Genomic DNA, 19,765 nt, shown 5'->3' with positions numbered 1-19,765 from the left:
ACCTTTTCCATGGACCATAACGGCCGCGCCCTCGGGGCGATCCATCGTGTGGCGAACGATCGCAAGTTCTTCTGCCATTTCACGGGCTTCCTCGAAGGCGTCGCGGCGAGCGGCATGATCGAACAGGGCGAGGTCGCGCCGCTGCTGGCCGAGTGCCGGACCTTCATCACCCGCATCGCGGACGCCGACGCCTCGGATATCCTCGACGATTTCGAGGCCGAACTTCTCGAGCACGAGACGGTCACCCAGATGGTCGAGACCCGCGCGGAGCGGATCGACCCGAGCTGCGCGAAAAGTGCGCTGAACCGGTTTCTCGGCTATTGCCGGGGCATCGTGTGCGACAACATCATCACCACCTCCGAGGCGGAAGGGATCGTGCGGCTTGTCGAGCTGAGCCCGGCGCTGGTCGAGACGGTCGGGGTGCGCGAGATCTACAACACCTGCCGCGATGCGGTCGAGGACGGGATCGTCACGCCCGACGAGGGCGCCCTGATCTGCGACGCGATTGCCGAGGTCGTGGGCGATTCCTATGGCGATACCGGGCTCTCCAACGTCTTTGGCGTTGCGAATGTCGCCGAGCATCGGCTGCAGAGCTTCCCCGACGAGATCATCGAGCGCTCCGTCGTGCTGACCGGCACCTTCCGCACCTCGCCGCGCAGCCTGCTGGAGCGGCAGCTGAGCGAGCTTGGTGCCGAGATCGCGAAATCGGTGAGCGGTCGGACCGATTACGTCATCATCGGCGGCACCGCCTCGCGCGACTGGATCGAGGTCAACCGCGGCACCAAGCTGCGCAAGGCGATGGAGCTGCGGTTGCGGGGCAAGGGGCCGCAATTCGTCTCGGAATGGCAGCTTCTGGGGCTGATGGGGCGCTGAGCGCCCTCACACATCCAGCTCTTCGACGAAGCGCGCGTTCTCGGTGATGTACTGGAAGCGCAGCTCGGGTTTCTTGCCCATCAGACGCTCGACCAGATCGCCGGTCTCGCCGGCGAAGTCGTCGTCGATCGTCACCCGGATCAGCTTGCGCGTCTCGGGGTTCATCGTCGTGTCCTTCAGGTCCTTGGCGTCCATCTCGCCCAGACCCTTGAAGCGCTGCACGTCGATCTTGCCCTTGCCGCCCAGGCCCTTGGCCAGCATCGCCTCCTTCTCGGCATCGTCCGAGACATAGACGCGCTTCGCCCCCTGCGTCAGCCGGTAGAGCGGCGGGCAGGCGAGGTAGAGGTGGCCCTTGTCGATGAGCGGCCGCATCTGGGTGAAGAAGAAGGTCATCAGAAGAGAGGCGATATGGGCGCCGTCGACATCGGCGTCGGTCATGATGATGACCTTGTCATAGCGCAGATCATCGACACGGAACTTGGTGCCGAGGCCGACGCCAAGCGCCTGCGCGAGGTCGTTGATCTCCTGGTTCTGGCCGAGCTTGGAACTGGCCGCACCCAGAACGTTCAGGATCTTGCCGCGCAGCGGCAGCAGCGCCTGATGGGTGCGGTCGCGCGCCATCTTGGCCGAGCCGCCGGCCGAGTCGCCCTCGACCAGGAACAGCTCGGTCCCCGAGCGGTTGGTGGCCGAGCAGTCGACGAGCTTGCCGGGCAGGCGCAGCTTCTTCGTCGCGGTCTTGCGCGAGGTTTCCTTTTCCTGCCGGCGCCGCAGCCGCTCCTCGGCGCGCAGCACCAGGAAATCGAGGATCGCGCCGGCCGATTTCGGGTCGGCCGCCAGCCAGTTGTCGAAATGGTCGCGCACCGCGCTTTCGACCCATTTCGCGGCCTCTTCGGTCGAGAGCCGGTCCTTTGTCTGGCCGACGAAGGAGGGCTCGCGAATGAAGATCGAGATCAGCGCGCAGCCGCCCGTGAGCATGTCCTCGCGGGTGATCTGCGCGGCCTTCTTGTTGTTCGACAGATCCCCATAGGCGCGGATGCCCTTCAGGATCGCGTTCCAGAAGCCCGCCTCATGCGTGCCGCCCTCGGGCGTGGGCACGGTGTTGCAATAGCTGTGGATGAAGCCGTCACGCGCCGGCGTCCAGTTGATCGCCCATTCGACCGAGCCCGGCACGCCGAATTTCTCCTCGAAGGAGACGCGGCCGGCGAAGGGGCGCTCGGCATAGGTCGAGGTGCCGGTCAGCACCTCGTTCAGGAAGTCGGAAAGCCCGTTCGGGAAATGGAAGGTCGCCTCCATCGGCGTGTCGCCGTCGGCAAGCGCGCTTTTCCAGCGGATCTCGACGCCCGAGAACAGATAGGCCTTCGAGCGCGTCATCTTGAACAGCCGCGAGGGCTTCAGCGCGAGCGAGCCGAAGATCTCGGGGTCGGGATGGAAGGTGACCGAGGTGCCGCGGCGGTTCGGCGCGGCGCCGAGTTTCTCGACCGGCCCCTGCGGCACGCCGCGCGAGAAGCGCTGTTCGTAAAGTTCCTTGTTGCGCGCGACCTGCACCACCATCAGGTCGGAGAGCGCGTTGACCACCGAGGAGCCGACGCCGTTCAACCCGCCCGAGGTCGAATAGGCCTTGTTCGAGAATTTGCCGCCGGCGTGCAGGGTGCACAGGATCACCTCGAGCGCCGACTTGCCGGGGAATTTCGGATGCGGGTCGACCGGGATGCCGCGGCCGTTGTCGGTGACGGTGACCGAGCCGTCGGCGTTCATCTCGACTCCGATGCGGGTGGCGTGGCCGGCGACCGCCTCGTCCATCGCGTTGTCGAGGATTTCGGCGACCATGTGGTGCAGCGCGCGCTCGTCGGTGCCGCCGATATACATGCCCGGACGCTTGCGCACCGGCTCGAGCCCTTCGAGCACCTCGATCGAGGAGGCGTCATAGGTCTCGGACGGCTGCGCGGAGAGAAGATCGTCGGCCATGCTGCTCGCTTTCCTTCTTGGGTATGGAGGTCAGGGATAGCGCAGCTTGGGGAGGGGGGGCAAGCAGGGGGGTGCTGCCCCCCGCGGCCGGTGGCCGCCCCCCCGGAGTATTTCGGCCAAGAAAACGGCAGCCGGGCCGTTCCGGCTGCCGATGCAGGCAGGGCGGGTATGCGCGCGCTTACGCGGGCTCGGCCTCGCGCGTGCTCCACATCTTGCGGAAGGCGGGGCGGTCCTGGCAGAGCTTGAGCCAGCCCGCGACGCGCGGGAAGCGCGCCATCAGCGGCGCGTGGCCCTGGGCGTAGCGCAGGATTTCCGCCATGTTGATGTCGGCCACGGTGAAGCGGCCGCCGACCATGTGGCTGTGCGCGCCGAGATGGGTTTCGAGCACGGTGAGCGGCCGGTTCAGCCGGTCGACGGCGCCGGCGATCGCGCCCTCGGCGCCATCGGGCTTGCCGGCGGCAAGGGCGAACTGGATCGCGAGGGCGGGCTCCTCGATCGAGGTTGCGCCGTAAAGCGCCCATTGCATCATCAGCGCCTCCTCGCGGGGGTCGCGCGGACCCAGCGGGCCGCCGGCCTTCTTCGCGAGGTAGAGGTTGATCGCGAGCGACTCGGTCAGCAGCAGGCCGGCGTCCTCCATCACCGGGATAGCGCCCGCGGGCGAAAGCCGCAGGAAATCGGGCGAGCGGGTGTTGAAGGGCGCGCCCGGGGATTTCGGGTCGATGCCCTTCGCCTCGAGCCGGTAAGCCTGGATGACCGTCTTCAGCTGCCAGGGCAGGCCGAGTTCCTCGAGCGCCCAGATGTTGCGCGACGCGCGCGAGCGATAGACGCCATAGAGCGTGATCATGGCGGTTCTCCCTGTCCCTGCCTGTTCCGGAGGGGCATCCTGCCCGAAGCGGACGGGGAACGGAAGGGCTCAGGGCAGAACGTTCGTCGTCCAGCGCGTGCCGCCCAAACGCCGGATGTGGTCGACGCATTTGTCGAAATGCTGGTCGTGGGGCCAGGACATCTGCAGCGTGTAGCGCATGTTCTGCAAGATGCCGACGGACCCCATCGCCGGCTCGCGGCAGGCGATGTGCCAGCGGCCTTGAGAATCCTGACCTGCGGTGCAAAAATTGCGATCTGCCATCTTCTCCTCCCACTGCCCGGACCCTCGCGGGGCGCCTTGCACCCGAGGGCGATGCCGGCACAGGGTCGCACCGGCGCGGCCCCCCGGCAAGATGACCTGTCGTCGCGCCGTCGCGGCGGTTTCGTGACGGTTTCTTGACACGGGTCAAGGACAGTTTCGCTGCCTTGCGGCAAGATCACGCCGATCAGACGGAGGGACGCGCATGGAAGATCAGAGCATCGGCGACACGCTGGCGGGGGCAGAGCCGCAGCAGGAGCCTGCCCCGGCGGCAGAGGTCGTGCCGGAGGCGGCAGAGCCCGTCGCGGCGCCTGCCGAGACCGAGCCGGGCGAGGATGCGCTGAAGGGGCCGCAGAGCTTTCCGAAGCTCGACCCGAACGCGATCCGGCTGGCTTTCGAGAGCGGGAAATACCCCTATCCGCACCGGATGGGCCGCCCCGCCTACGAGAAGGAGAAGGCGCTGTTGCAGGCCGAGCTGCTGAAGGTGCAGCTCTGGGCGCAGGAGACCGGGCAGAAATTCGTCATCCTCTTCGAGGGGCGCGACGCGGCCGGCAAGGGCGGCACGATCAAGCGCTTCAACGAGCATCTCAATCCGCGGTTCGCGCGGGTCGTGGCGCTGAACAAGCCCTCGGACGAGGAGCGCGGGCAATGGTATTTCCAGCGCTATGTCAACTGGTTGCCGACCTCGGGCGAGATGGTCTTCTATGACCGCAGCTGGTACAACCGTGCGGGCGTCGAACGGGTCATGGGCTTTTGCTCGCCGACCGAATACCTCGAGTTCATGCGTCAGGCCCCGGAATTCGAGCGGATGCTCGTGCGCTCGGGGATCCGGCTTTACAAGTACTGGTTCTCGGTCACTCGCGAGGAGCAGCGCCGCCGCTTCACCGAACGCGCGACCGACCCGCTCAAGCGCTGGAAGCTGAGCCCGATCGACCTCGCCTCGCTCGACAAGTGGGACGATTACACCGAGGCGAAGGAGGCGATGTTCTTCTACACCGACACCGCCGACAGCCCCTGGGTGATCGTGAAGTCGAACGACAAGAAGCGGGCGCGGCTGAACTGCATGCGGCACTTCCTGTCGACGCTCGACTATCCCGACAAGGACCCGGCGATCGCCACGCCGCCCGACCCGCTGCTTGTGGGGCATGCGAGCCATGTGATCCATCAGGCCGACCATATCCTTGGTGCCGCGCTGCATCCGGCCACGCGGCGGGTGGTGCCGGCAAAGCCCTGACCGAGGGGGACGGGGCGGGGGCGGCGGTTTCCCGCCGCTGCTCTCGCCCCGGTTGAAAATCTCGTGAAATCCGTCTCCTGCCGGCTGGACCAGCCGCACGGCGGCATGGCACCTTCCGAAGATGCGATATGTCGCGTCGGAAATGGCGCGCAGATGCGTATGATCGGGTGCCAGCCCAACAACAGGAGTCGTTGAATGCGCAAGCTCTTTACCGTGACCCTTCCTGCCGCCATGGTCCTCGGGGCCGTCACCCTCGCGGTGGCCAGCCCGATGGAGGCCGTCGGCGCGCGCCAGACCTATTTCAAGAAGCTCGGCTATGAGATGAAGAAGATGGGCGAACTCGCCAAGGCCTATGATCCGGCCGCGGCGAAGACCGAGGCGGAGGCGCTTGCCCCGCTTCTGACGAGCGATTTCAAGGACTTCTTCCCCGAGGGCAGCTCGGCCGCCGAGATCCCCGACGACAACCGCGCCAAGCCCGCGATCTGGTCGAATTTCGATGACTTCCTGGCCAAGGAAAAGGCCTTCAAGGACGCCGGAGCGGCACTGGTCGCGGCGGCCGGTGGCGAGGATGCCGGCGCCTTCGCCGCGGCCTTCGGCAAGTTCGGCGGCACCTGCAAGGCCTGCCACGACGAGTATCGCCTGCCGGAATGACCGGAGTGCAGATCTGAAATCGGCCCGGGCGGCGGCGCCCGGGTCATCTTTTGCGACGGAGCGGATGATGAGCGACACCCCCGAGACGAGCCGGCAGATCTGGGACCCGGCGCTGCGGCTGTTCCACTGGCTGCTGGCGGTCGCCGTGATCGGCGCCTGGCTGCTCGGCCATTTCGGGCCGCTGCAGATGACCTGGCATTTCTGGCTGGGCTACACGGTGATCGGGCTGCTGATCTTCCGCCTGATCTGGGGCCTCGTCGGGCCGCGCAATGCGCGCTTTGCCTCCTTCGTCAAGGGGCCGAGGGCGGTTCTCGCCTATGCCCGCACGCTGCCCGCGCGCCGCGCGGTGCAGGTGACCGGCCACAACCCGCTGGGCGGCTGGTCGGTGCTCGCGCTGCTTCTGGCGCTGAGCGCGCAGGTGCTGACCGGGCTGTTCCTCGACCCCGAGGATTACATCAACACCGGGCCGCTCGCGGGCTGGGTCTCGACCGACTGGAACCGCCTTGCGCTCTCCTGGCACCACCGTCTTGCCTGGCTGGTGGCGGCGCTCGTGGTGCTGCACATCGGTGCCATCGTCTTCTACCGGCTGTGGAAGCGCGAGGATCTGGTCACCCCGATGATCACCGGGCGGCGTCGCGACTGAGCATCCGCCTTGCCGCGGCCGGCGGGCTCGGCTAGCGTCCGCCCATGTCTTCACCGCAGGCCCAGATCCCCCCGGCGCGGCTTTCCGTCGTCGCCCATGTCCGTGCGCTTCTGGCGCTCGGGCTGCCGCTTGTCGGCTCGAATCTTGCGCAGATGGCGCTGCATGTCACCGACACGATGATGCTTGGCCGCTATGGCGTGGCCGAGCTGGCCGCGGCGGTGCTGGCCTCGGGGCTGTTCTTCATCCTCTTTCTTCTCGGCTCGGGGTTTTCCTATGCGGTGATGGGGCTGATCGCCGCGGCCCTTGGCGCCGGCGACGAGACCCAGGTGCGCCGCGACGCACGCATGGCGCTGTGGCTGTCGATCCTCTTCGGGCTGGCGGTGATGCCGGTGCTGGCCTTCGCGGGGCCGCTGCTGCGGTTTCTGGGCCAGGCGCCCGGCACCGCGGCACTGGCGCAGGACTATCTGCGCGTCGCGATGTGGGGCATGGTGCCGGCGCTGATCATCGCGGTGCTGCGCGCCTATCTCAGCGCGCAGCTGCGCACGCAGATGGTGATGTGGGTGACCCTGGTCGGCGTCGGGCTGAACGCCGCGCTGAACTGGGCGCTGATCTTCGGCCATTGGGGCGCGCCCGAGATGGGGCTGCGCGGCGCGGCGCTGGCCTCGGTGGTGGTGCAGATCGTCACCGCGGTGCTGCTGATGATCTACGCCGCCTGGCTGCCCGAGCTGCGCCGCTTCCACCTGTTCCAGCGTTTCTGGCGCCCCGATTGGGAGGCCTTCCGCGCCGTCTTCCGCGTCGGCATGCCGATCGGGCTCACCGCGCTCTTCGAGACCGGGATGTTCCAGGCCTCGGCGGTGATGATGGGCTGGATCGGCACCGAGCAGCTCGCCGCGCATGGCATCGCGCTCGAACTCGCCTCGATCGTCTTCATGGTGCACATGGGGCTGTCGAATGCGGCGACGGTGCGGGCCGGGCGGGCGAAGGGCGCGCGCGATTTCGCCCGGCTGCGCGGGGGCGCGGCGGTGGCGCAGGCGCTGTCCTTCCTCTTCGCGCTGCTGTCGGTCGGCCTGTTCCTCGGCGTGCCGGAGCTGCTGATCGCCCCCTTCCTCGACACGGCGAAACCCGAGGCGCAGGCGATTCTGGGCTTCGCCACCCGCCTGCTTGCGGTGGCGGCGCTGTTCCAGCTCTTCGATTCGACCCAGGTGATGGCGATGGGGCTGCTGCGCGGGGTGCAGGACACGCGTGTGCCGATGTGGGTGGCCGGCGCCTGTTACTGGCTGATCGGCATCCCGGCGGGCTATGTGCTGACCTTCCCGCTCGGGCTGGGGGGCGTGGGGCTCTGGCTCGGGCTGGCCTGCGGTCTGGTCTGTGCCGCGACGCTGCTCTCCTTGCGGTTCTGGCGCGGTCCCTGGCTGCATGCGGCGTGAGGGGGCGCTGCCCCCTCGCGGCTTGCGCCGCTCACCCCCGAGGTATTTCGACCAAGAAGAAAGAACCGGGCCTTTGGGGAAGCCCAGGCTTCCACGCTTCCAATTGCTGAAAATATCCCGGGGGTGAGCCGCGGCACGCGGCGAGGGGGCAGCGCCCCCTTGCGGCCGGTTCAGTCGGTGTTGCCCTCGGAGGGCATGCCCTTCATCAGCCGCTCGGCCTTCTTGCGCACGAGCACCGTGCGCAGGTCATGCATCGCCAGCAACAGGCTGTCGGTCACCTCGTCGAGCTGCGCTTCGCTCGCCTTGGTCTGCACCCAATGCGTGGTCAGGTTCAGATAGTCGACCGCGCGCAGGATGTCATCGATGTCGCGCGCGGCCAGAAGGGCCACGCGCCTTGCCATCCAGGCCTCGATCTCGGCCAGGTCCTCGGGAGTGAGCCGCCGGTCGCCCTGCGGCTTGATCTCGCCGTTGCGGGTGTTGACGACGGCGATCTGGTCCATCTCGATCCGGCGCTGGCGGTTCTCGGTATCGACCTTGAACACCGCCGCGCCGTTCTCGCGGATGCGGAAATAGTAGTCCGGCAGATCGCCCGCCATCATGCCCCCTGTTACTTCAGCCCTTCGCAGAAGGCCTTGATCCGCGCGCAGGCCTCGGTCAGCGCGGCGTCCGAGGTAGCGTAGCTGATGCGGAAGTTCGGCGAAAGGCCGAAGGCCGCGCCGAAGACGACGGCCACGCCGGCCTCCTCGAGCAGCGCCGCGGCGAAGGCCTCGTCGTTCTCGATCTTCACGCCGCCGGCCGAGGTCTTGCCGATGCAGCCTTCGATCGAGGGATAGACGTAGAACGCGCCCTCGGGCGTCGGGCAGGTGATGCCGGGGCAGGTGTTCAGCGCGGCAACCACCAGATCGCGGCGGCGCTCGAAGGCCTTGCGGCTTTCGATCACGTAATCCTGCGGCCCGTTCAGCGCCTCGACCGCGGCATATTGCGAGATCGAGCAGGGGTTCGAGGTCGACTGCGACTGCACCTTGCCCATCGCCTTGATCAGCGCTTCCGGGCCGCCCGCGTAGCCGATGCGCCAGCCGGTCATCGCATAGGCCTTGGAGACGCCGTTGCAGGTCAGCGTGCGGTCGTAGAGGCCCGGTTCGACCTGCGCCGGGGTGACGAATTCGAAATCGCCGAAGGTCAGGTGTTCGTACATGTCATCCGACATCACCCAGACCTGCGGGTGACGCATCAGCACGTCGGTCAGCTCCTTCAGCTCGTCGCGCGAATAGGCGGCGCCCGAGGGGTTCGAGGGCGAGTTGAAGATCACCCATTTCGTCTTCGGCGTGATCGCCGCTTCCAGCTGCGCGCCGGTGATCTTGTAGCCGGTCTGCATCCGGCCCTCGACGAAGACCGGGGTGCCGCCGGCGAGCAGCACCATGTCCGGGTAGCTCACCCAGTAGGGGGCGGGGATCACCACCTCGTCGCCGGGGTTCAGCGTGGCGACCAGCGCGTTGTAGAGCACCTGCTTGCCGCCGGTGCCGACGGTGATCTGCGAGGGCTTGTAGCTCAGGCCGTTCTCGCGCTCGAACTTGGCGCAGATCGCCTTCTTCAGTTCCGGGATGCCGTCGACGGCGGTGTATTTCGTCTTGCCGCTCTCGATCGCGGCGATCGCGGCGCGCTTGATGTTCTCGGGCGTGTCGAAATCGGGCTCGCCCGCGCCGAGGCCGATCACGTCGCGCCCGGCCTCCTTCAGTTCGCGGGCCTTGTTCGTCACCGCGATCGTCGGCGAGGGTTTCACGCGCGCAAGCGTGTCGGAAAGGAAGGCCATGGGAGAGCTCCGGTTTGAATCTGCCGGGTGCATCCTTTACGCCTGCCCCCGCATGCGATCAAGAGACGCAGGCAGGGCAGGGGTTGACGTGCGCCCCGCCGAGGTGGCACAGCCCGTGACGGGTTCATGACAGGGGGGCGGCTATGATCGTCGAGACGAGCGAAGCGCGGCTGAAGCGGATGCGGATGCGCAGCTGGCGGCGCGGCACCAAGGAGATGGACCTGATCCTCGGCCCCTGGGCGGACGAGAAGCTTGCCGCGCTCGACGAGGCGACGCTGACGCTTTATGACGCGCTGCTCGAGGAAAACGACCAGGACCTCTATCTGTGGGTGTCGGGGGCGCTGCCCTGCCCGGAAGTCTATGCCGACCTTCTGGCGGTGATCGCCGATTTCGCGCGCTCGCGGCACCTGAACGTGCGCGCCTGAGCCGACGGACCGGGCCGGTTTAACGGAAATTTGTCTTTTCTTCGCGAGTCTCGATGCGGGAACGAGCGGCGGGAGAGACGGATGACCTTTCAAACCCCCATGACGACGCTGCGCGACGAGGCGGAGCGGGATTGCCCGCCGGCGCTTCTGGCCGGCTATCTCGACAGCCTGTCGCTGCTCGAGCGGCTGCACCGGCTGCTGCTCGACGTGATCAAGGACGAGTTCGAGCGCACCGCTGTGCTCGACATCAACCCGGTGCAGGCCTTGCTGCTGTTCAACATCGGCGAGAACGAGGTGACCGCGGGCGAGCTGAAATCGCGCGGCTATTACCAGGGCTCGAATGTCAGCTACAACCTGAAGAAGCTGGTCGAAGCCGGCTACATGCACCATCAGCGCAGCGAGGTCGACCGGCGCTCGGTGCGGGTGCGGCTGACCTCGAAGGGGCGGCGGATGCGCGACGCGGTGGCCGAGATCTTTCGCCGTCAGGCGCGCGGCATGGAGGCGCGCGGCACGCTCGACCTTGCCCGGATCGAGGAGATGAACCGCACCCTGCGCCGGATGGAGCGCTCGTGGAGCGAACAGATCCGCTACATCTATTGACGCGCGACTGACGCCGGGGCGGGCTTGCCGGGCCCCGGCGCGCCGTGCTTCCCTGCATCCGGGCTGCGGGAGGGCGGCCGGCGCGGCAGGGAGGAACGGATGCGGCGGATGATGCGGATCGGGGCGCGGGTGCTGCTTGTGGTGGTGGTGATTGCCATCGCGGCGGGGATCTGGAAGCGCGAGGAAATCACCCGGCTGATTGCGGTGAACGGGCTGTTTTCGGAACAGCGGATCGTGCAGAACTTCTCGCACATGGATCGGCTGTTCCGCTCGCGCGTGCTCGATCGCGGCACCGGGCCGGTCTCGCCGCTGCCCGCGGGCGTGGCGGAACCGATCGGCCCGGTCGAGCGCGACTGGATCACCCGTCGCGCCGTCACTTCGATCGTGATGCTGCGCGCGGGCCGGATCGTGCAGGAGGACTATTTCCTCGGCACCGGGGCCGAGGATCTGCGGATCAGCTGGTCGATGGCGAAATCGGTGCTGTCGGCGCTCTTCGGCACGGTGGTGGCCGAGGGCAGGATCCCCGATCTCGATGCGCAGGTGACGCAATATGTGCCGGCCCTGAAGGGCTCGGCCTATGACGGCACGACGATCCGCGACGTGCTGACCATGTCCTCGGGGGTCGCCTTCAACGAGGATTACATGGACTTCGGTTCCGACATCAACCGCATGGGCCGGGTGCTGGCGCTTGGCGGCTCGATGGATGCCTTCGCGGCCTCGCTGAAGACGCGGGCGACGGCGCCCGGCAGCCACATGCATTATGTCTCGATCGACACGCATGTGCTGGGCATGGTGATCCATGGTGCCACCGGGCGCGATCCGGTCGAACTGATGCAGGAGCGGATCATCGCGCCGATGGGGCTCGAGGCGAGCCCGGTGATGCTGACCGACGGCGAGGGCACGGGCTTCGTGCTGGGCGGGCTGAACCTGCGCACCCGCGATTATGCCCGCATCGGCCAGATGTTCCTGCAAAAGGGCTTCTGGAACGGCCGCCAGATCGTGCCGGCCGATTGGGTCGCGGCCTCGACCGCGCATCAGGCGGCGGACGGGGCGGGCTATGGTTTCCAGTGGTGGGTCCCGGTCGACAATGCCGATCATGGCGGCGACTACATGGCGCGCGGGATCTATGGCCAGTACATCTACGTGAACCCCGCGGCGGGCGTGGTGATCGCGGTGAACAGCGCCGATCGCGGCTTTGATGCCGAGGGCGTCAACGAGGAAAACCTTGCGATGTTCCGCGCCCTCGCGCAGGCTGCTCCCTGAGGGGGAGCGCACGATGGAGATGGAGCCTTCGGTCAACGTGCTGGGCGGGCCGCTCGAGCTGTGTTCGGGGGCGCCGCGCACCGGCTTCTTCCGCGACGGGCATTGCAACACCTGCTGGGAGGATGCCGGGGCGCATACCGTCTGCGCGGTGATGACGGCCGAGTTCCTGGCCTGGTCAAGCTATGTCGGCAACGATCTCGTCTCGCCGCGGATCGAACTCGGGTTCACCGGGCTGAAACCCGGAGACCGCTGGTGCCTGTGCGCGGGGCGCTTCCTCGAGGCGCATGACGAGGGCTGCGCGCCGCCTGTCGTGCTCGAGGCGACGCATGCGCGCACGCTCGAGCTGGTGCCGCTCGAGGTGCTGCGGCTTTACCGGGTGCTGTCGCCGTTCTGAGCCGGATCGGCGACCGGGGTCCAGAGCACGTCCTCGATCCGCGGCGCCGAGGTGGCGAGCATCACCAGCCGGTCGAAGCCGAGCGCGATGCCGCTGGCGGCGGGCATCTGGGCGAGGGCGGCGAGGAAATCCTCGTCGATCGGGTAACGCTCGCCATAGATCCGGGCCTTCTCCTCCATCTCCAGCTCGAAGCGGTGGCGCTGCTCGGCGGCATCGGTCAGCTCGCCAAAGCCATTCGCCAGCTCGACCCCGCAGGCATAGAGCTCGAACCGCTCGGCGACGCGGTCGTCATCGGGGGCGGGGCGGGCGAGCGCCGCCTCGGCGGCCGGATAGCGGTCGAGGATCGTGGTGCGGCCATGGCCGAGATGCGGTTCGACCTTCTCGACCAGCACCTTCGACAGCATCAGTGACCAGGTATCGTCGTCGCCGACGCCGATCCCCACGGCCCGGCACTGCGCGCGCAGGGCTTCGGCGTCGGTCTCGGCGCCGCGGCAGGTGGCCAGCAGGTCGATGCCGGCATGGCGGGCAAAGGCCTCGGCCACGCTCAGCCGCTCGGGCTCGGCGAAGGGATCGCAGTCGATGCCGCGATAGCGGAACACCCGCACCCCCGCCGCCTCGGCCGCCAGCCGCAGCATCGCCGCGCAATCGGCCATCAGCACGGTGTAATCCTCGCCCACCCGATACCATTCGAGCATGGTGAACTCGGGGCTGTGACGGCTGCCGCGCTCGCGGTTGCGCCAGACATGGGCGAAGGCGAAAATCCGCCGCTCGCCCGCCGCGAGCAGCTTCTTCATCGCGAATTCGGGCGAGGTGTGCAGATACATCGGATGCGGCAGCCCGTCATTGCCGATCGCGGTGGTGGTGAAGGCGTGCAGATGCGCCTCGTTCCCGGGGCTGATCTGCAGGGCCGAAGGATCGACCTCGATGAAGTCGCGCGCCTCGAGCCAGTCACCGATCGCGCGCCGGGTCCGGTTGCGCGCGAGCAGGATCGGGCGGCGGTCGGCATGCCGTTCGGCGTTCCACCACGGGGTCTCGGACATGTTCTGTGGCTTTCGACTGGAAATTCCGTTGCGGATGGTTTAGGCGCTCAGCCATCCGGGCGCCAGAGCCTGCCTTCTACAACCAGGGACCGCAATCATGGCCAAAGTCATCGCCTCCTCGATCCGCAAGGGCAACGTCCTCGATATGGACGGTGTTCTCTACATCGTGCTCACCGCCGAAAACGTTCACCCGGGCAAGGGCAACTCGGTGACCCAGGTCGAAATGCGCCGCATCTCGGATGGGGTGAAGGTGTCGGAGCGCTGGCGCACCGTGGACAGCGTCGAGAAGGCGCATGTCGACGAGGCCGAGTATGACTTCCTCTACGAGGACGGCGAAGGCTATCACTTCATGAACCCCGAAACCTACGACCAGATCGCGGTGAGCGAGGATGTCGTGGGCGACGCCAAGGTCCACCTGCGCGACGGCATCCGGGTGTGGATGCTGACCCACGAGGGCGTGGCGCTGTCGATCGAGCTGCCGCAGAAGGTCACCGTCGAGGTCGAGGACACCGAGCCGGTGGTCAAGGGCCAGACCGCCTCGTCTTCCTACAAGCCCGCGACCTGTACCGGCGGCATCCGCGTGATGGTGCCCCCGCATATCGGCGTCGGCACCAAGATCATCATCAACACCACCGACAACTCCTACGTCGAGCGTGCGAAGGAGTGATCCTCCGCCCCGACCCGGTTTGAAAGGCGCCCTTCGGGGCGCCTTTCGCGTTTTCCGGAGGCTTCCATGGAACATATCCTTCTGCGCCCGGCCCGTCCGGCGGACGCTGACGCCATCGCCCGGATCTGGCACGCAAGCGCGGGCCACGGCGGGGCGCCGAACCTGCCCTCACCCGCGTTTCTGCGCGATCGGGTCGGGGCGGCGCTCGGCACGCTCTGGCCCGAGGTGACGGTGACCGAGGCGGCGGGTGAGATCGTCGCCTTCCTGGCGCTCGCCCCCGCGCGCGGCGTGCTCGAGGAGATCTTCGTGCGGCCGGACCGGATCGGGCGGGGGCTTGGCCGGCAACTCCTCGATCTGGCAAAGCGGCGGATGCCCGGAGGGTTCACACTCTACACCTGGGCGCAGAATGACGCCGCACGCGCGTTCTACGAGCGGGCCGGGCTGATGCTGACGCGAGAGGGGCGGCATCCGGAGCGCGGCCATCCGGTCGTGCATTACGCCTGGATGCCTGCTGGGTGAGCGGGCTCAGCCCTTGCGGCGCAGCCGGATCACCACATCGACGCGGCTGATCTCGGTGCCGGCGGGCGCCTCGGGCAGGCGCGCGATCTCCAGTTCCTCGGGCGCGGCATCCGACAGGCGGTTCTCGTCTTCCCAGAAGAAATGCGGGTGATCGTCGATCCGGGTGTCGAAATAGCTGCGCGTGCCGTCGACGGTGATCTCGTGCATGATCCCGGCGTCGCAAAAGGCGCGCAGCGTGTTGTAGACGGTGGCGAGCGACACTTTCTCGCCCGCCTGGAGCGCCGCGGCATAGAGGCTTTCGGCGGTGACATGGCGGTTCATCCCGTCGCCCACAAGCAAGGACGCCAGCGAAAGCCGCTGCCGCGTCGGGCGCAATCCGCCCTCGGTCAGCCAGCGCTGACCCCGCTCATGTGCAAGCATCGTTGTCACGGTCATGTCTCCCAGCCCCATCTATATTTCATGAAAGCCGAAGCTTTCAATGGACAATCGCCCCGCGACAGGGGGCGCGGGGGCTGCAATGGCTGCGCCTGCGGCGGGGGCGGCCCTTGCACGTGCGCCTGCGCGGGTGATAGAGGGGAGGGGCAAACCACTGGGGGGATACGTGCCGATGGCTGGCTTTCCGACAAGCTTCGGGAAAGAGGATCTGCTGAAATGCGCGCGCGGCGAGCTGTTCGGGCCGGGCAATGCCCAGCTGCCGGCGCCGCCGATGCTGATGATGGACCGCATCACCGAGATCTCGGCCGATGGCGGGCTGCATGGCAAGGGCCATGTCGTCGCCGAATTCGACATCACCCCGGACCTGTGGTTCTTCGACTGCCATTTCCCCGGCAACCCGATCATGCCCGGCTGCCTCGGCCTTGACGGGCTGTGGCAGCTGACCGGCTTCAACCTCGGCTGGCGTGGCTGGCAGGGGCGGGGCTATGCGCTCGGCGTCGGCGAGGTCAAGCTCACCGGCATGGTGCGCCCGGACCGCAAGATGCTGACCTACAAGGTCGATTTCACCAAGGCGCTGCAGACGCGCCGGCTGACCATGGGCGTCGCCGACGGGATCGTCGAGGCCGATGGCGAAGTGATCTACATCGTCAAGGACATGAAGGTCGCGCTCTCCGAGAGCTGACCCCCGAACATTGAGGAGGCCACCATGCGCCGCGTCGTCATCACCGGTCTGGGCATCGTCTCGCCGATCGGCAATTCCGCCGACGAAGTCACCGCCAGCCTGAAGGCCGGCCGCTCGGGCATCGTCTTCGCGCCCGATTACGCCGAGCACGGCTTCCGCAGCCAGGTCAAGGGCGAGCCGAAGATCACGCTTGAGGATCACATCGACAAGCGCAACCTGCGCTTCATGGGGCCGGGCGCCGCCTATGCCTTCCTGTCGATGGAGCAGGCGATCGCCGATGCCGGGCTTGAAGAGAGCGACGTGTCGAACCCGCGCACCGGGCTGATCGTCGGTTCGGGCGGGCCCTCGACCTCGAACTTCTTCGAGGCGCACCAGACCGTCATCACCAAGGGCGCGCCGAAGCGCATGGGGCCGTTCATGGTGACGCGCTGCATGTCCTCGACCGCCTCGGCCTGTCTGGCCACGCCCTACAAGATCAAGGGCGTGAACTATTCGATCACCTCGGCCTGCTCGACCTCGGCGCATTGCATCGGCAACGGCACCGAGCTGATCCAGATGGGCAAGCAGGACATCGTCTTCGCCGGCGGCGGCGAGGAGCTGCACTGGACGCTCAGCTGCCTGTTCGACGCGATGGGGGCGATGAGCTCGAAATACAACGACACGCCCGAGACCGCGAGCCGTCCCTTCGACGCGACCCGCGACGGCTTCGTCATCGCCGGCGGCGGCGGCATCGTGGTGCTCGAGGAGCTCGAACACGCGAAGGCGCGCGGTGCCAAGATCTATGCCGAGGTCACCGGCTATGGCGCCACCTCGGACGGCTACGACATGGTTGCGCCCTCGGGCGAGGGCGGCGAGCGCTCGATGCGGCTTGCGCTGAGCACCCTGCCCGAAGGCCGGCAGGTCAGCTACATCAACGCGCATGGCACTTCGACCTCCGCGGGCGACGTCACCGAGATCGAGGCCGTGCGCCGCGTCTTCGGCGAGGGGGCGGTGCCGCCGGTCTCCTCGACCAAGTCGCTCACCGGCCACAGCCTGGGCGCGACCGGTGTGCACGAGGCGATCTATTGCCTTCTGATGATGCAGGGTGGCTTCATCACCGCCTCGGCCAACGTCACCCAGCTTGACCCGGCGATCCGGCCCGAGGAAATTGCCACCTCTCTGCGCGAGAACGTGGAGTTCGACTCGGTCCTGTCGAACAGCTTCGGCTTCGGCGGCACCAACGCGACTCTGGTGATGAGCAAATATCAGGACTGAACGGGACAGGCAGGACATGGCAGACTTGATGAAGGGCAAGCGCGGCCTGGTGATGGGGGTCGCGAACGACCGCTCGATCGCCTGGGGCATCGCGTCGGCGCTGGCGGCGGAAGGGGCGGAGCTTGCCTTTTCCTATCAGGGCGAGGCCTTCGGCAAGCGGGTGGAGCCTCTGGCGGCTTCCGTCGGCTCGACGTTGCTCGTCGATGTCGATGTGAACGACGACGCGAGCCTCGATGCCGCCTTCGCGCGGCTGAAGGAGGAATGGGGCACGATCGATTTCCTGATCCATGCCATCGCCTATTCCGACAAGCACGAGCTGACCGGGCGGTTCATCAACACCAGCCGCGAGAACTTCAAGAACTCGATGTGCATCTCGGTGTTCAGCTTCATCGACGTGGCGCGCCGCGCCGCCGAGCTGATGCCCGAGGGCGGCTCGCTGGTGACGCTGACCTATGGCGGTTCGAACCGGGTGACGCCGTTCTACAACGTGATGGGCGTGGCGAAGGCGGCGCTCGAATCCTCGATGCGCTATCTGGCGAACGACCTCGGCCCGCAGGGGATCCGGGTCAACGCGATCTCGCCCGGCCCGATGAAGACCCTGGCCGGCGCCGCGATCGGCGGTGCGCGCAAGACCTTCCGCCACACCGAGGCGAACAGCCCGCTGCGGCAGAACGCGACGCTCGAGGCCGTGGGCGGCACCGCGGTCTGGCTGTGCTCGGACTATGGCGCGTGCTCGACCGGCGATATCGTGATGGTCGATTGCGGCTATCACGTCCTTGGCATGCCGCAGCCCGACAACCTCTGATCTGCATCGCGGCACAGGATGCAAGGGGCCCTTCGGGGCCCCTCTTCGTTGCGGCTCAGTCCTTCGCTGGCGGCTCGACCTCGCGCAGCTCGCGCCGCAGCCGCGGCGTTTCCTTCTGGAACGCCTCGGCATCGCCGAAGTCGCAGAACTCGCCGTAATAGCCATGCGCGCCCTTCATCCGCCGCGCGTGCTTGATCGGGCACCAGTATTTCTCGGTCCGCGCCGCCACCTCGCGGACATAGGCGATGACGCCGTTGCCATAGCTGCAATACATGCAGTTCAGCTTCTGGATTCCGTTCAGATAGGCAAGGTGATGGCGGTCGATCACCACATGGTCGCGCCGGCGCACCTTCTGGATGCCGTAGACCGGAAAGCAGATCGTCTGATAGATCGTCACGAAGAGGTCGAGCAGCGCGAAGGGGATCACCACCGCATAGATCAGCGGCGCGGTCAGCACGACCAGCGGCCGGGTGCGGCGCAGGAACAGCCACAGGTTGACGCGTGCATGGCGATGCGCCTCGCGCACGCCCTCGCCAAAGACCACCCGCCCGCGGTCGAGGTGGTAATTCAGCCGTTCGCGCCGGTTTTCCCATTCCGCCTCGATCTGCGCCTCGAGCTCCGCGAGGCGCGCCTGCATCTTTTCCAGCGTCTCGGGCATGGTCTTCTCCTTCTTTGTCGCTAAGGTAGCGGGGCAGGGGCCGGTGCCAAGAGGGAAAACATGACCGAAGTTCAGTTCTTTACCGCCGATGACGGGGCGCGGATCGCCTATCGCGACGAGGGCGAGGGGCCGGCGGTGCTGGCGCTGGCGGGGCTCACCCGCACCGGGCGCGACTTCGACTATGCGATGCCGGCGCTGGCGGGCTGCCGGGTGATCCGGATGGATTACCGCGGCCGCGGCGACAGCGCCTGGACCGGCGCCGCCACCTATACCGTGCCGCGCGAGGGGGCGGATGCGCTGGCGCTGCTCGACCATCTCGGGCTGGCCTCGGCGGCGATCCTCGGCACTTCGCGCGGCGGGCTGATCGGCATGTATCTGGCCGCCGTCGCCAGGCCGCGTGTCACCGGGCTGTGCCTGAACGACGTCGGCCCGGCGCTGGAGAAGGACGGGCTGATGAAGATCTTCGCCTATATCGGCCGCAATCCGGTGGCGCAGACCTTCCGCGAGCTGGCGGCAAAGCTGCCTTCGGTGATGGCGGGGTTCGAGGGCGTGCCGGCAGGCCGCTGGCGCGAGGAGGTCGAGCGCCATTACCTCGAGACGCCCGCGGGGGTGACGATCAACTATGACCCGGCGCTGCGCGACGCCTTCGTCTCGGCCTTCCCGACCGATGGCAGCGTGCCCGAGGCCTGGCCGCTGTTCGACGCCTGCGAGGGGCTGCCGCTTGCGCTGATCCGCGGCGCGAATTCCGACCTGCTGGGCGCGGGGGCCGCGGCCGAGATGCGCCGCCGCCGCCCCGACATGCTGTTTGCCGAGGTGCCGGGCCGCGCCCATATCCCCTTCCTCGACGAGCCCGAGGCGGTCGCGGTGCTCAGGGATTGGGTGGCGCGGCTGTGATCGCGGCGCGGGTGAGCGGGCAGCGCTCACCGGCATAGAACGTGTCGAGGAGGCGCGCGAAGACCGGCTCGCGCCCCTCCGAGGCCGCCTCGAAGAGCGTCGCGCAGGAGCGCAGCTTCAGCGCGTCGACGGGGCCCATGATGTCCACGATCGGCGTGTCGGGGTGGGTGAGCACCGCCTCGGCCGCCGTGATCAGGTTCGCGCGCAAGGTGGGGTCGGCTAGATAGGCGCGCGCTTCGTCGAGATCGCGGATGCCAAAGTCGATCGCGCGCTGCGAGCGGCCGAGGGCGGCGAGTTGCGGAAAGATCCACCAGATCCAGTGCGTCAGCTTCCGCCCCGCGCGGAGTTCGCGCAGGGCAATGGGCAGGTCACGGGATTGCGGGGCGTGGAAGCGGTCGGGCAT

Annotated in this window: 24 protein-coding genes; 15 read left to right on the top strand and 9 right to left on the bottom strand. The window is 67.5% G+C overall.

The genetic code is table 11. From position 1 onward, the window contains the following. The first annotated feature begins 9 nt into the window (after positions 1 to 9). Positions 10 to 873 carry a BRCT domain-containing protein gene (locus AC0QTQ_RS14885; protein WP_480257216.1) on the top strand — a complete coding sequence of 288 codons (864 nt, stop codon included), beginning with the start codon at positions 10 to 12 and terminating at the stop codon, positions 871 to 873. 6 nt (positions 874 to 879) lie between these two features. Here the strand turns inward: AC0QTQ_RS14885 and parE are convergent, their stop codons facing one another. The 3 genes from parE to AC0QTQ_RS14870 form a co-directional block, all read right to left on the bottom strand. Further along, a complete protein-coding gene (gene parE / locus AC0QTQ_RS14880) occupies positions 880 to 2,838 on the bottom strand; it encodes a DNA topoisomerase IV subunit B (protein ID WP_480257215.1) in 1,959 nt (652 codons plus the stop codon). A 178-nt stretch (positions 2,839 to 3,016) separates the two neighbouring features. Next, positions 3,017 to 3,682 carry a glutathione S-transferase family protein gene (locus AC0QTQ_RS14875; protein WP_480257214.1) on the bottom strand — a complete coding sequence of 222 codons (666 nt, stop codon included), beginning with the start codon at positions 3,680 to 3,682 and terminating at the stop codon, positions 3,017 to 3,019. Between the two features lie 69 nt (positions 3,683 to 3,751). Next, complete coding sequence (locus AC0QTQ_RS14870) at positions 3,752 to 3,964, bottom strand: hypothetical protein (protein WP_480257213.1); 213 nt, start codon at positions 3,962 to 3,964, stop codon at positions 3,752 to 3,754. 202 nt (positions 3,965 to 4,166) lie between these two features. On the opposite strand from AC0QTQ_RS14870, the gene ppk2 reads away from it, so the two are divergent. From ppk2 to AC0QTQ_RS14850, 4 genes are all read left to right on the top strand, one after another. Next, the gene (gene ppk2 / locus AC0QTQ_RS14865) at positions 4,167 to 5,195 is read left to right on the top strand and encodes a polyphosphate kinase 2 (protein ID WP_480257212.1); all 1,029 of its coding nucleotides are present in this window, start codon (positions 4,167 to 4,169) and stop codon (positions 5,193 to 5,195) included. Positions 5,196 to 5,390: 195 nt separating this feature from the next. Continuing rightward, entirely contained in the window at positions 5,391 to 5,846 is a 456-nt protein-coding gene (locus tag AC0QTQ_RS14860) for a c-type cytochrome (protein WP_121532748.1), read from the top strand. A 67-nt stretch (positions 5,847 to 5,913) separates the two neighbouring features. Further along, a complete protein-coding gene (locus AC0QTQ_RS14855; RefSeq protein WP_480257211.1) occupies positions 5,914 to 6,489 on the top strand; it encodes a cytochrome b/b6 domain-containing protein in 576 nt (191 codons plus the stop codon). Positions 6,490 to 6,533: 44 nt separating this feature from the next. Beyond that, positions 6,534 to 7,916, top strand: a complete 1,383-nt coding sequence (locus AC0QTQ_RS14850; protein ID WP_480257210.1) for an MATE family efflux transporter — start codon at positions 6,534 to 6,536, stop codon at positions 7,914 to 7,916. A 170-nt stretch (positions 7,917 to 8,086) separates the two neighbouring features. Here AC0QTQ_RS14850 and AC0QTQ_RS14845 read toward each other — a convergent pair whose 3' ends face one another. Both AC0QTQ_RS14845 and AC0QTQ_RS14840 read right to left on the bottom strand, forming a co-directional pair. Continuing rightward, on the bottom strand, positions 8,087 to 8,512 hold the full coding sequence (locus tag AC0QTQ_RS14845; protein ID WP_121532753.1) for a hypothetical protein: 426 nt from the start codon (positions 8,510 to 8,512) through the stop codon (positions 8,087 to 8,089). 11 nt (positions 8,513 to 8,523) lie between these two features. Next, positions 8,524 to 9,726 (bottom strand): pyridoxal phosphate-dependent aminotransferase, encoded by a 1,203-nt coding sequence (locus tag AC0QTQ_RS14840; RefSeq protein ID WP_121532755.1) that lies wholly within the window; start codon positions 9,724 to 9,726, stop codon positions 8,524 to 8,526. Positions 9,727 to 9,872: 146 nt separating this feature from the next. On the opposite strand from AC0QTQ_RS14840, the gene AC0QTQ_RS14835 reads away from it, so the two are divergent. The 4 genes from AC0QTQ_RS14835 (at position 9,873) to AC0QTQ_RS14820 (ending at position 12,408) form a co-directional block, all read left to right on the top strand. After that, positions 9,873 to 10,151, top strand: a complete 279-nt coding sequence (locus tag AC0QTQ_RS14835; protein ID WP_480259239.1) for an FAD assembly factor SdhE — start codon at positions 9,873 to 9,875, stop codon at positions 10,149 to 10,151. A gap of 81 nt (positions 10,152 to 10,232) precedes the next feature. Next, positions 10,233 to 10,751, top strand: coding sequence for a MarR family winged helix-turn-helix transcriptional regulator (locus tag AC0QTQ_RS14830; protein ID WP_121532757.1), 519 nt, complete (start codon positions 10,233 to 10,235; stop codon positions 10,749 to 10,751). 99 nt (positions 10,752 to 10,850) lie between these two features. Beyond that, positions 10,851 to 12,014 carry a serine hydrolase domain-containing protein gene (locus AC0QTQ_RS14825; protein ID WP_480257209.1) on the top strand — a complete coding sequence of 388 codons (1,164 nt, stop codon included), beginning with the start codon at positions 10,851 to 10,853 and terminating at the stop codon, positions 12,012 to 12,014. 13 nt (positions 12,015 to 12,027) lie between these two features. Further along, a complete protein-coding gene (locus AC0QTQ_RS14820) occupies positions 12,028 to 12,408 on the top strand; it encodes a DUF2237 family protein (protein ID WP_121532761.1) in 381 nt (126 codons plus the stop codon). Here the strand turns inward: AC0QTQ_RS14820 and epmA are convergent. Next, positions 12,384 to 13,448: an EF-P lysine aminoacylase EpmA gene (gene epmA, locus AC0QTQ_RS14815; RefSeq protein WP_480257208.1), complete on the bottom strand. Its 1,065-nt coding sequence runs from the start codon at positions 13,446 to 13,448 to the stop codon at positions 12,384 to 12,386. The two genes, AC0QTQ_RS14820 and epmA, sit on opposite strands and share 25 nt — an antisense overlap. Positions 13,449 to 13,545: 97 nt before the next feature. On the opposite strand from epmA, the gene efp reads away from it, so the two are divergent. Next, on the top strand, positions 13,546 to 14,115 hold the full coding sequence (efp, locus tag AC0QTQ_RS14810) for an elongation factor P (RefSeq protein WP_128149303.1): 570 nt from the start codon (positions 13,546 to 13,548) through the stop codon (positions 14,113 to 14,115). Positions 14,116 to 14,181: 66 nt separating this feature from the next. Continuing rightward, entirely contained in the window at positions 14,182 to 14,634 is a 453-nt protein-coding gene (locus AC0QTQ_RS14805) for an N-acetyltransferase family protein (protein ID WP_480257207.1), read from the top strand. Positions 14,635 to 14,640: 6 nt separating this feature from the next. Here AC0QTQ_RS14805 and irrA read toward each other — a convergent pair whose 3' ends face one another. Continuing rightward, positions 14,641 to 15,069: an iron response transcriptional regulator IrrA gene (gene irrA / locus AC0QTQ_RS14800; protein ID WP_480257206.1), complete on the bottom strand. Its 429-nt coding sequence runs from the start codon at positions 15,067 to 15,069 to the stop codon at positions 14,641 to 14,643. Between the two features lie 172 nt (positions 15,070 to 15,241). Here irrA and fabA point away from each other — a divergent pair, with 172 nt between their 5' ends. Genes fabA through AC0QTQ_RS14785 form a run of 3 tightly spaced genes read left to right on the top strand, consistent with a single transcriptional unit; the run spans position 15,242 to position 17,810 of the window. After that, positions 15,242 to 15,751: a bifunctional 3-hydroxydecanoyl-ACP dehydratase/trans-2-decenoyl-ACP isomerase gene (fabA, locus tag AC0QTQ_RS14795; protein ID WP_128149306.1), complete on the top strand. Its 510-nt coding sequence runs from the start codon at positions 15,242 to 15,244 to the stop codon at positions 15,749 to 15,751. Positions 15,752 to 15,775: 24 nt separating this feature from the next. Then, entirely contained in the window at positions 15,776 to 17,005 is a 1,230-nt protein-coding gene (gene fabB, locus AC0QTQ_RS14790; protein ID WP_121532771.1) for a beta-ketoacyl-ACP synthase I, read from the top strand. Positions 17,006 to 17,021: 16 nt separating this feature from the next. Then, positions 17,022 to 17,810: an enoyl-ACP reductase FabI gene (locus AC0QTQ_RS14785; RefSeq protein ID WP_121532773.1), complete on the top strand. Its 789-nt coding sequence runs from the start codon at positions 17,022 to 17,024 to the stop codon at positions 17,808 to 17,810. A 55-nt stretch (positions 17,811 to 17,865) separates the two neighbouring features. Here the strand turns inward: AC0QTQ_RS14785 and AC0QTQ_RS14780 are convergent, their stop codons facing one another. Beyond that, positions 17,866 to 18,468, bottom strand: coding sequence for a hypothetical protein (locus tag AC0QTQ_RS14780; protein WP_121532775.1), 603 nt, complete (start codon positions 18,466 to 18,468; stop codon positions 17,866 to 17,868). 60 nt (positions 18,469 to 18,528) lie between these two features. Here AC0QTQ_RS14780 and AC0QTQ_RS14775 point away from each other — a divergent pair, with 60 nt between their 5' ends. After that, positions 18,529 to 19,362 carry an alpha/beta fold hydrolase gene (locus AC0QTQ_RS14775; RefSeq protein ID WP_480257205.1) on the top strand — a complete coding sequence of 278 codons (834 nt, stop codon included), beginning with the start codon at positions 18,529 to 18,531 and terminating at the stop codon, positions 19,360 to 19,362. On the opposite strand, the gene AC0QTQ_RS14770 is transcribed toward AC0QTQ_RS14775, so the two are convergent. Then, on the bottom strand, positions 19,337 to 19,765 hold the full coding sequence (locus AC0QTQ_RS14770) for a DUF1810 domain-containing protein (protein WP_480257204.1): 429 nt from the start codon (positions 19,763 to 19,765) through the stop codon (positions 19,337 to 19,339). The two genes, AC0QTQ_RS14775 and AC0QTQ_RS14770, sit on opposite strands and share 26 nt — an antisense overlap.

The organism is Paenirhodobacter sp. YD-8 (assembly GCF_056590935.1).
Note: the sequence above shows the minus strand (reverse complement) of the source record. Positions and strands in the feature narration are given on the sequence as shown.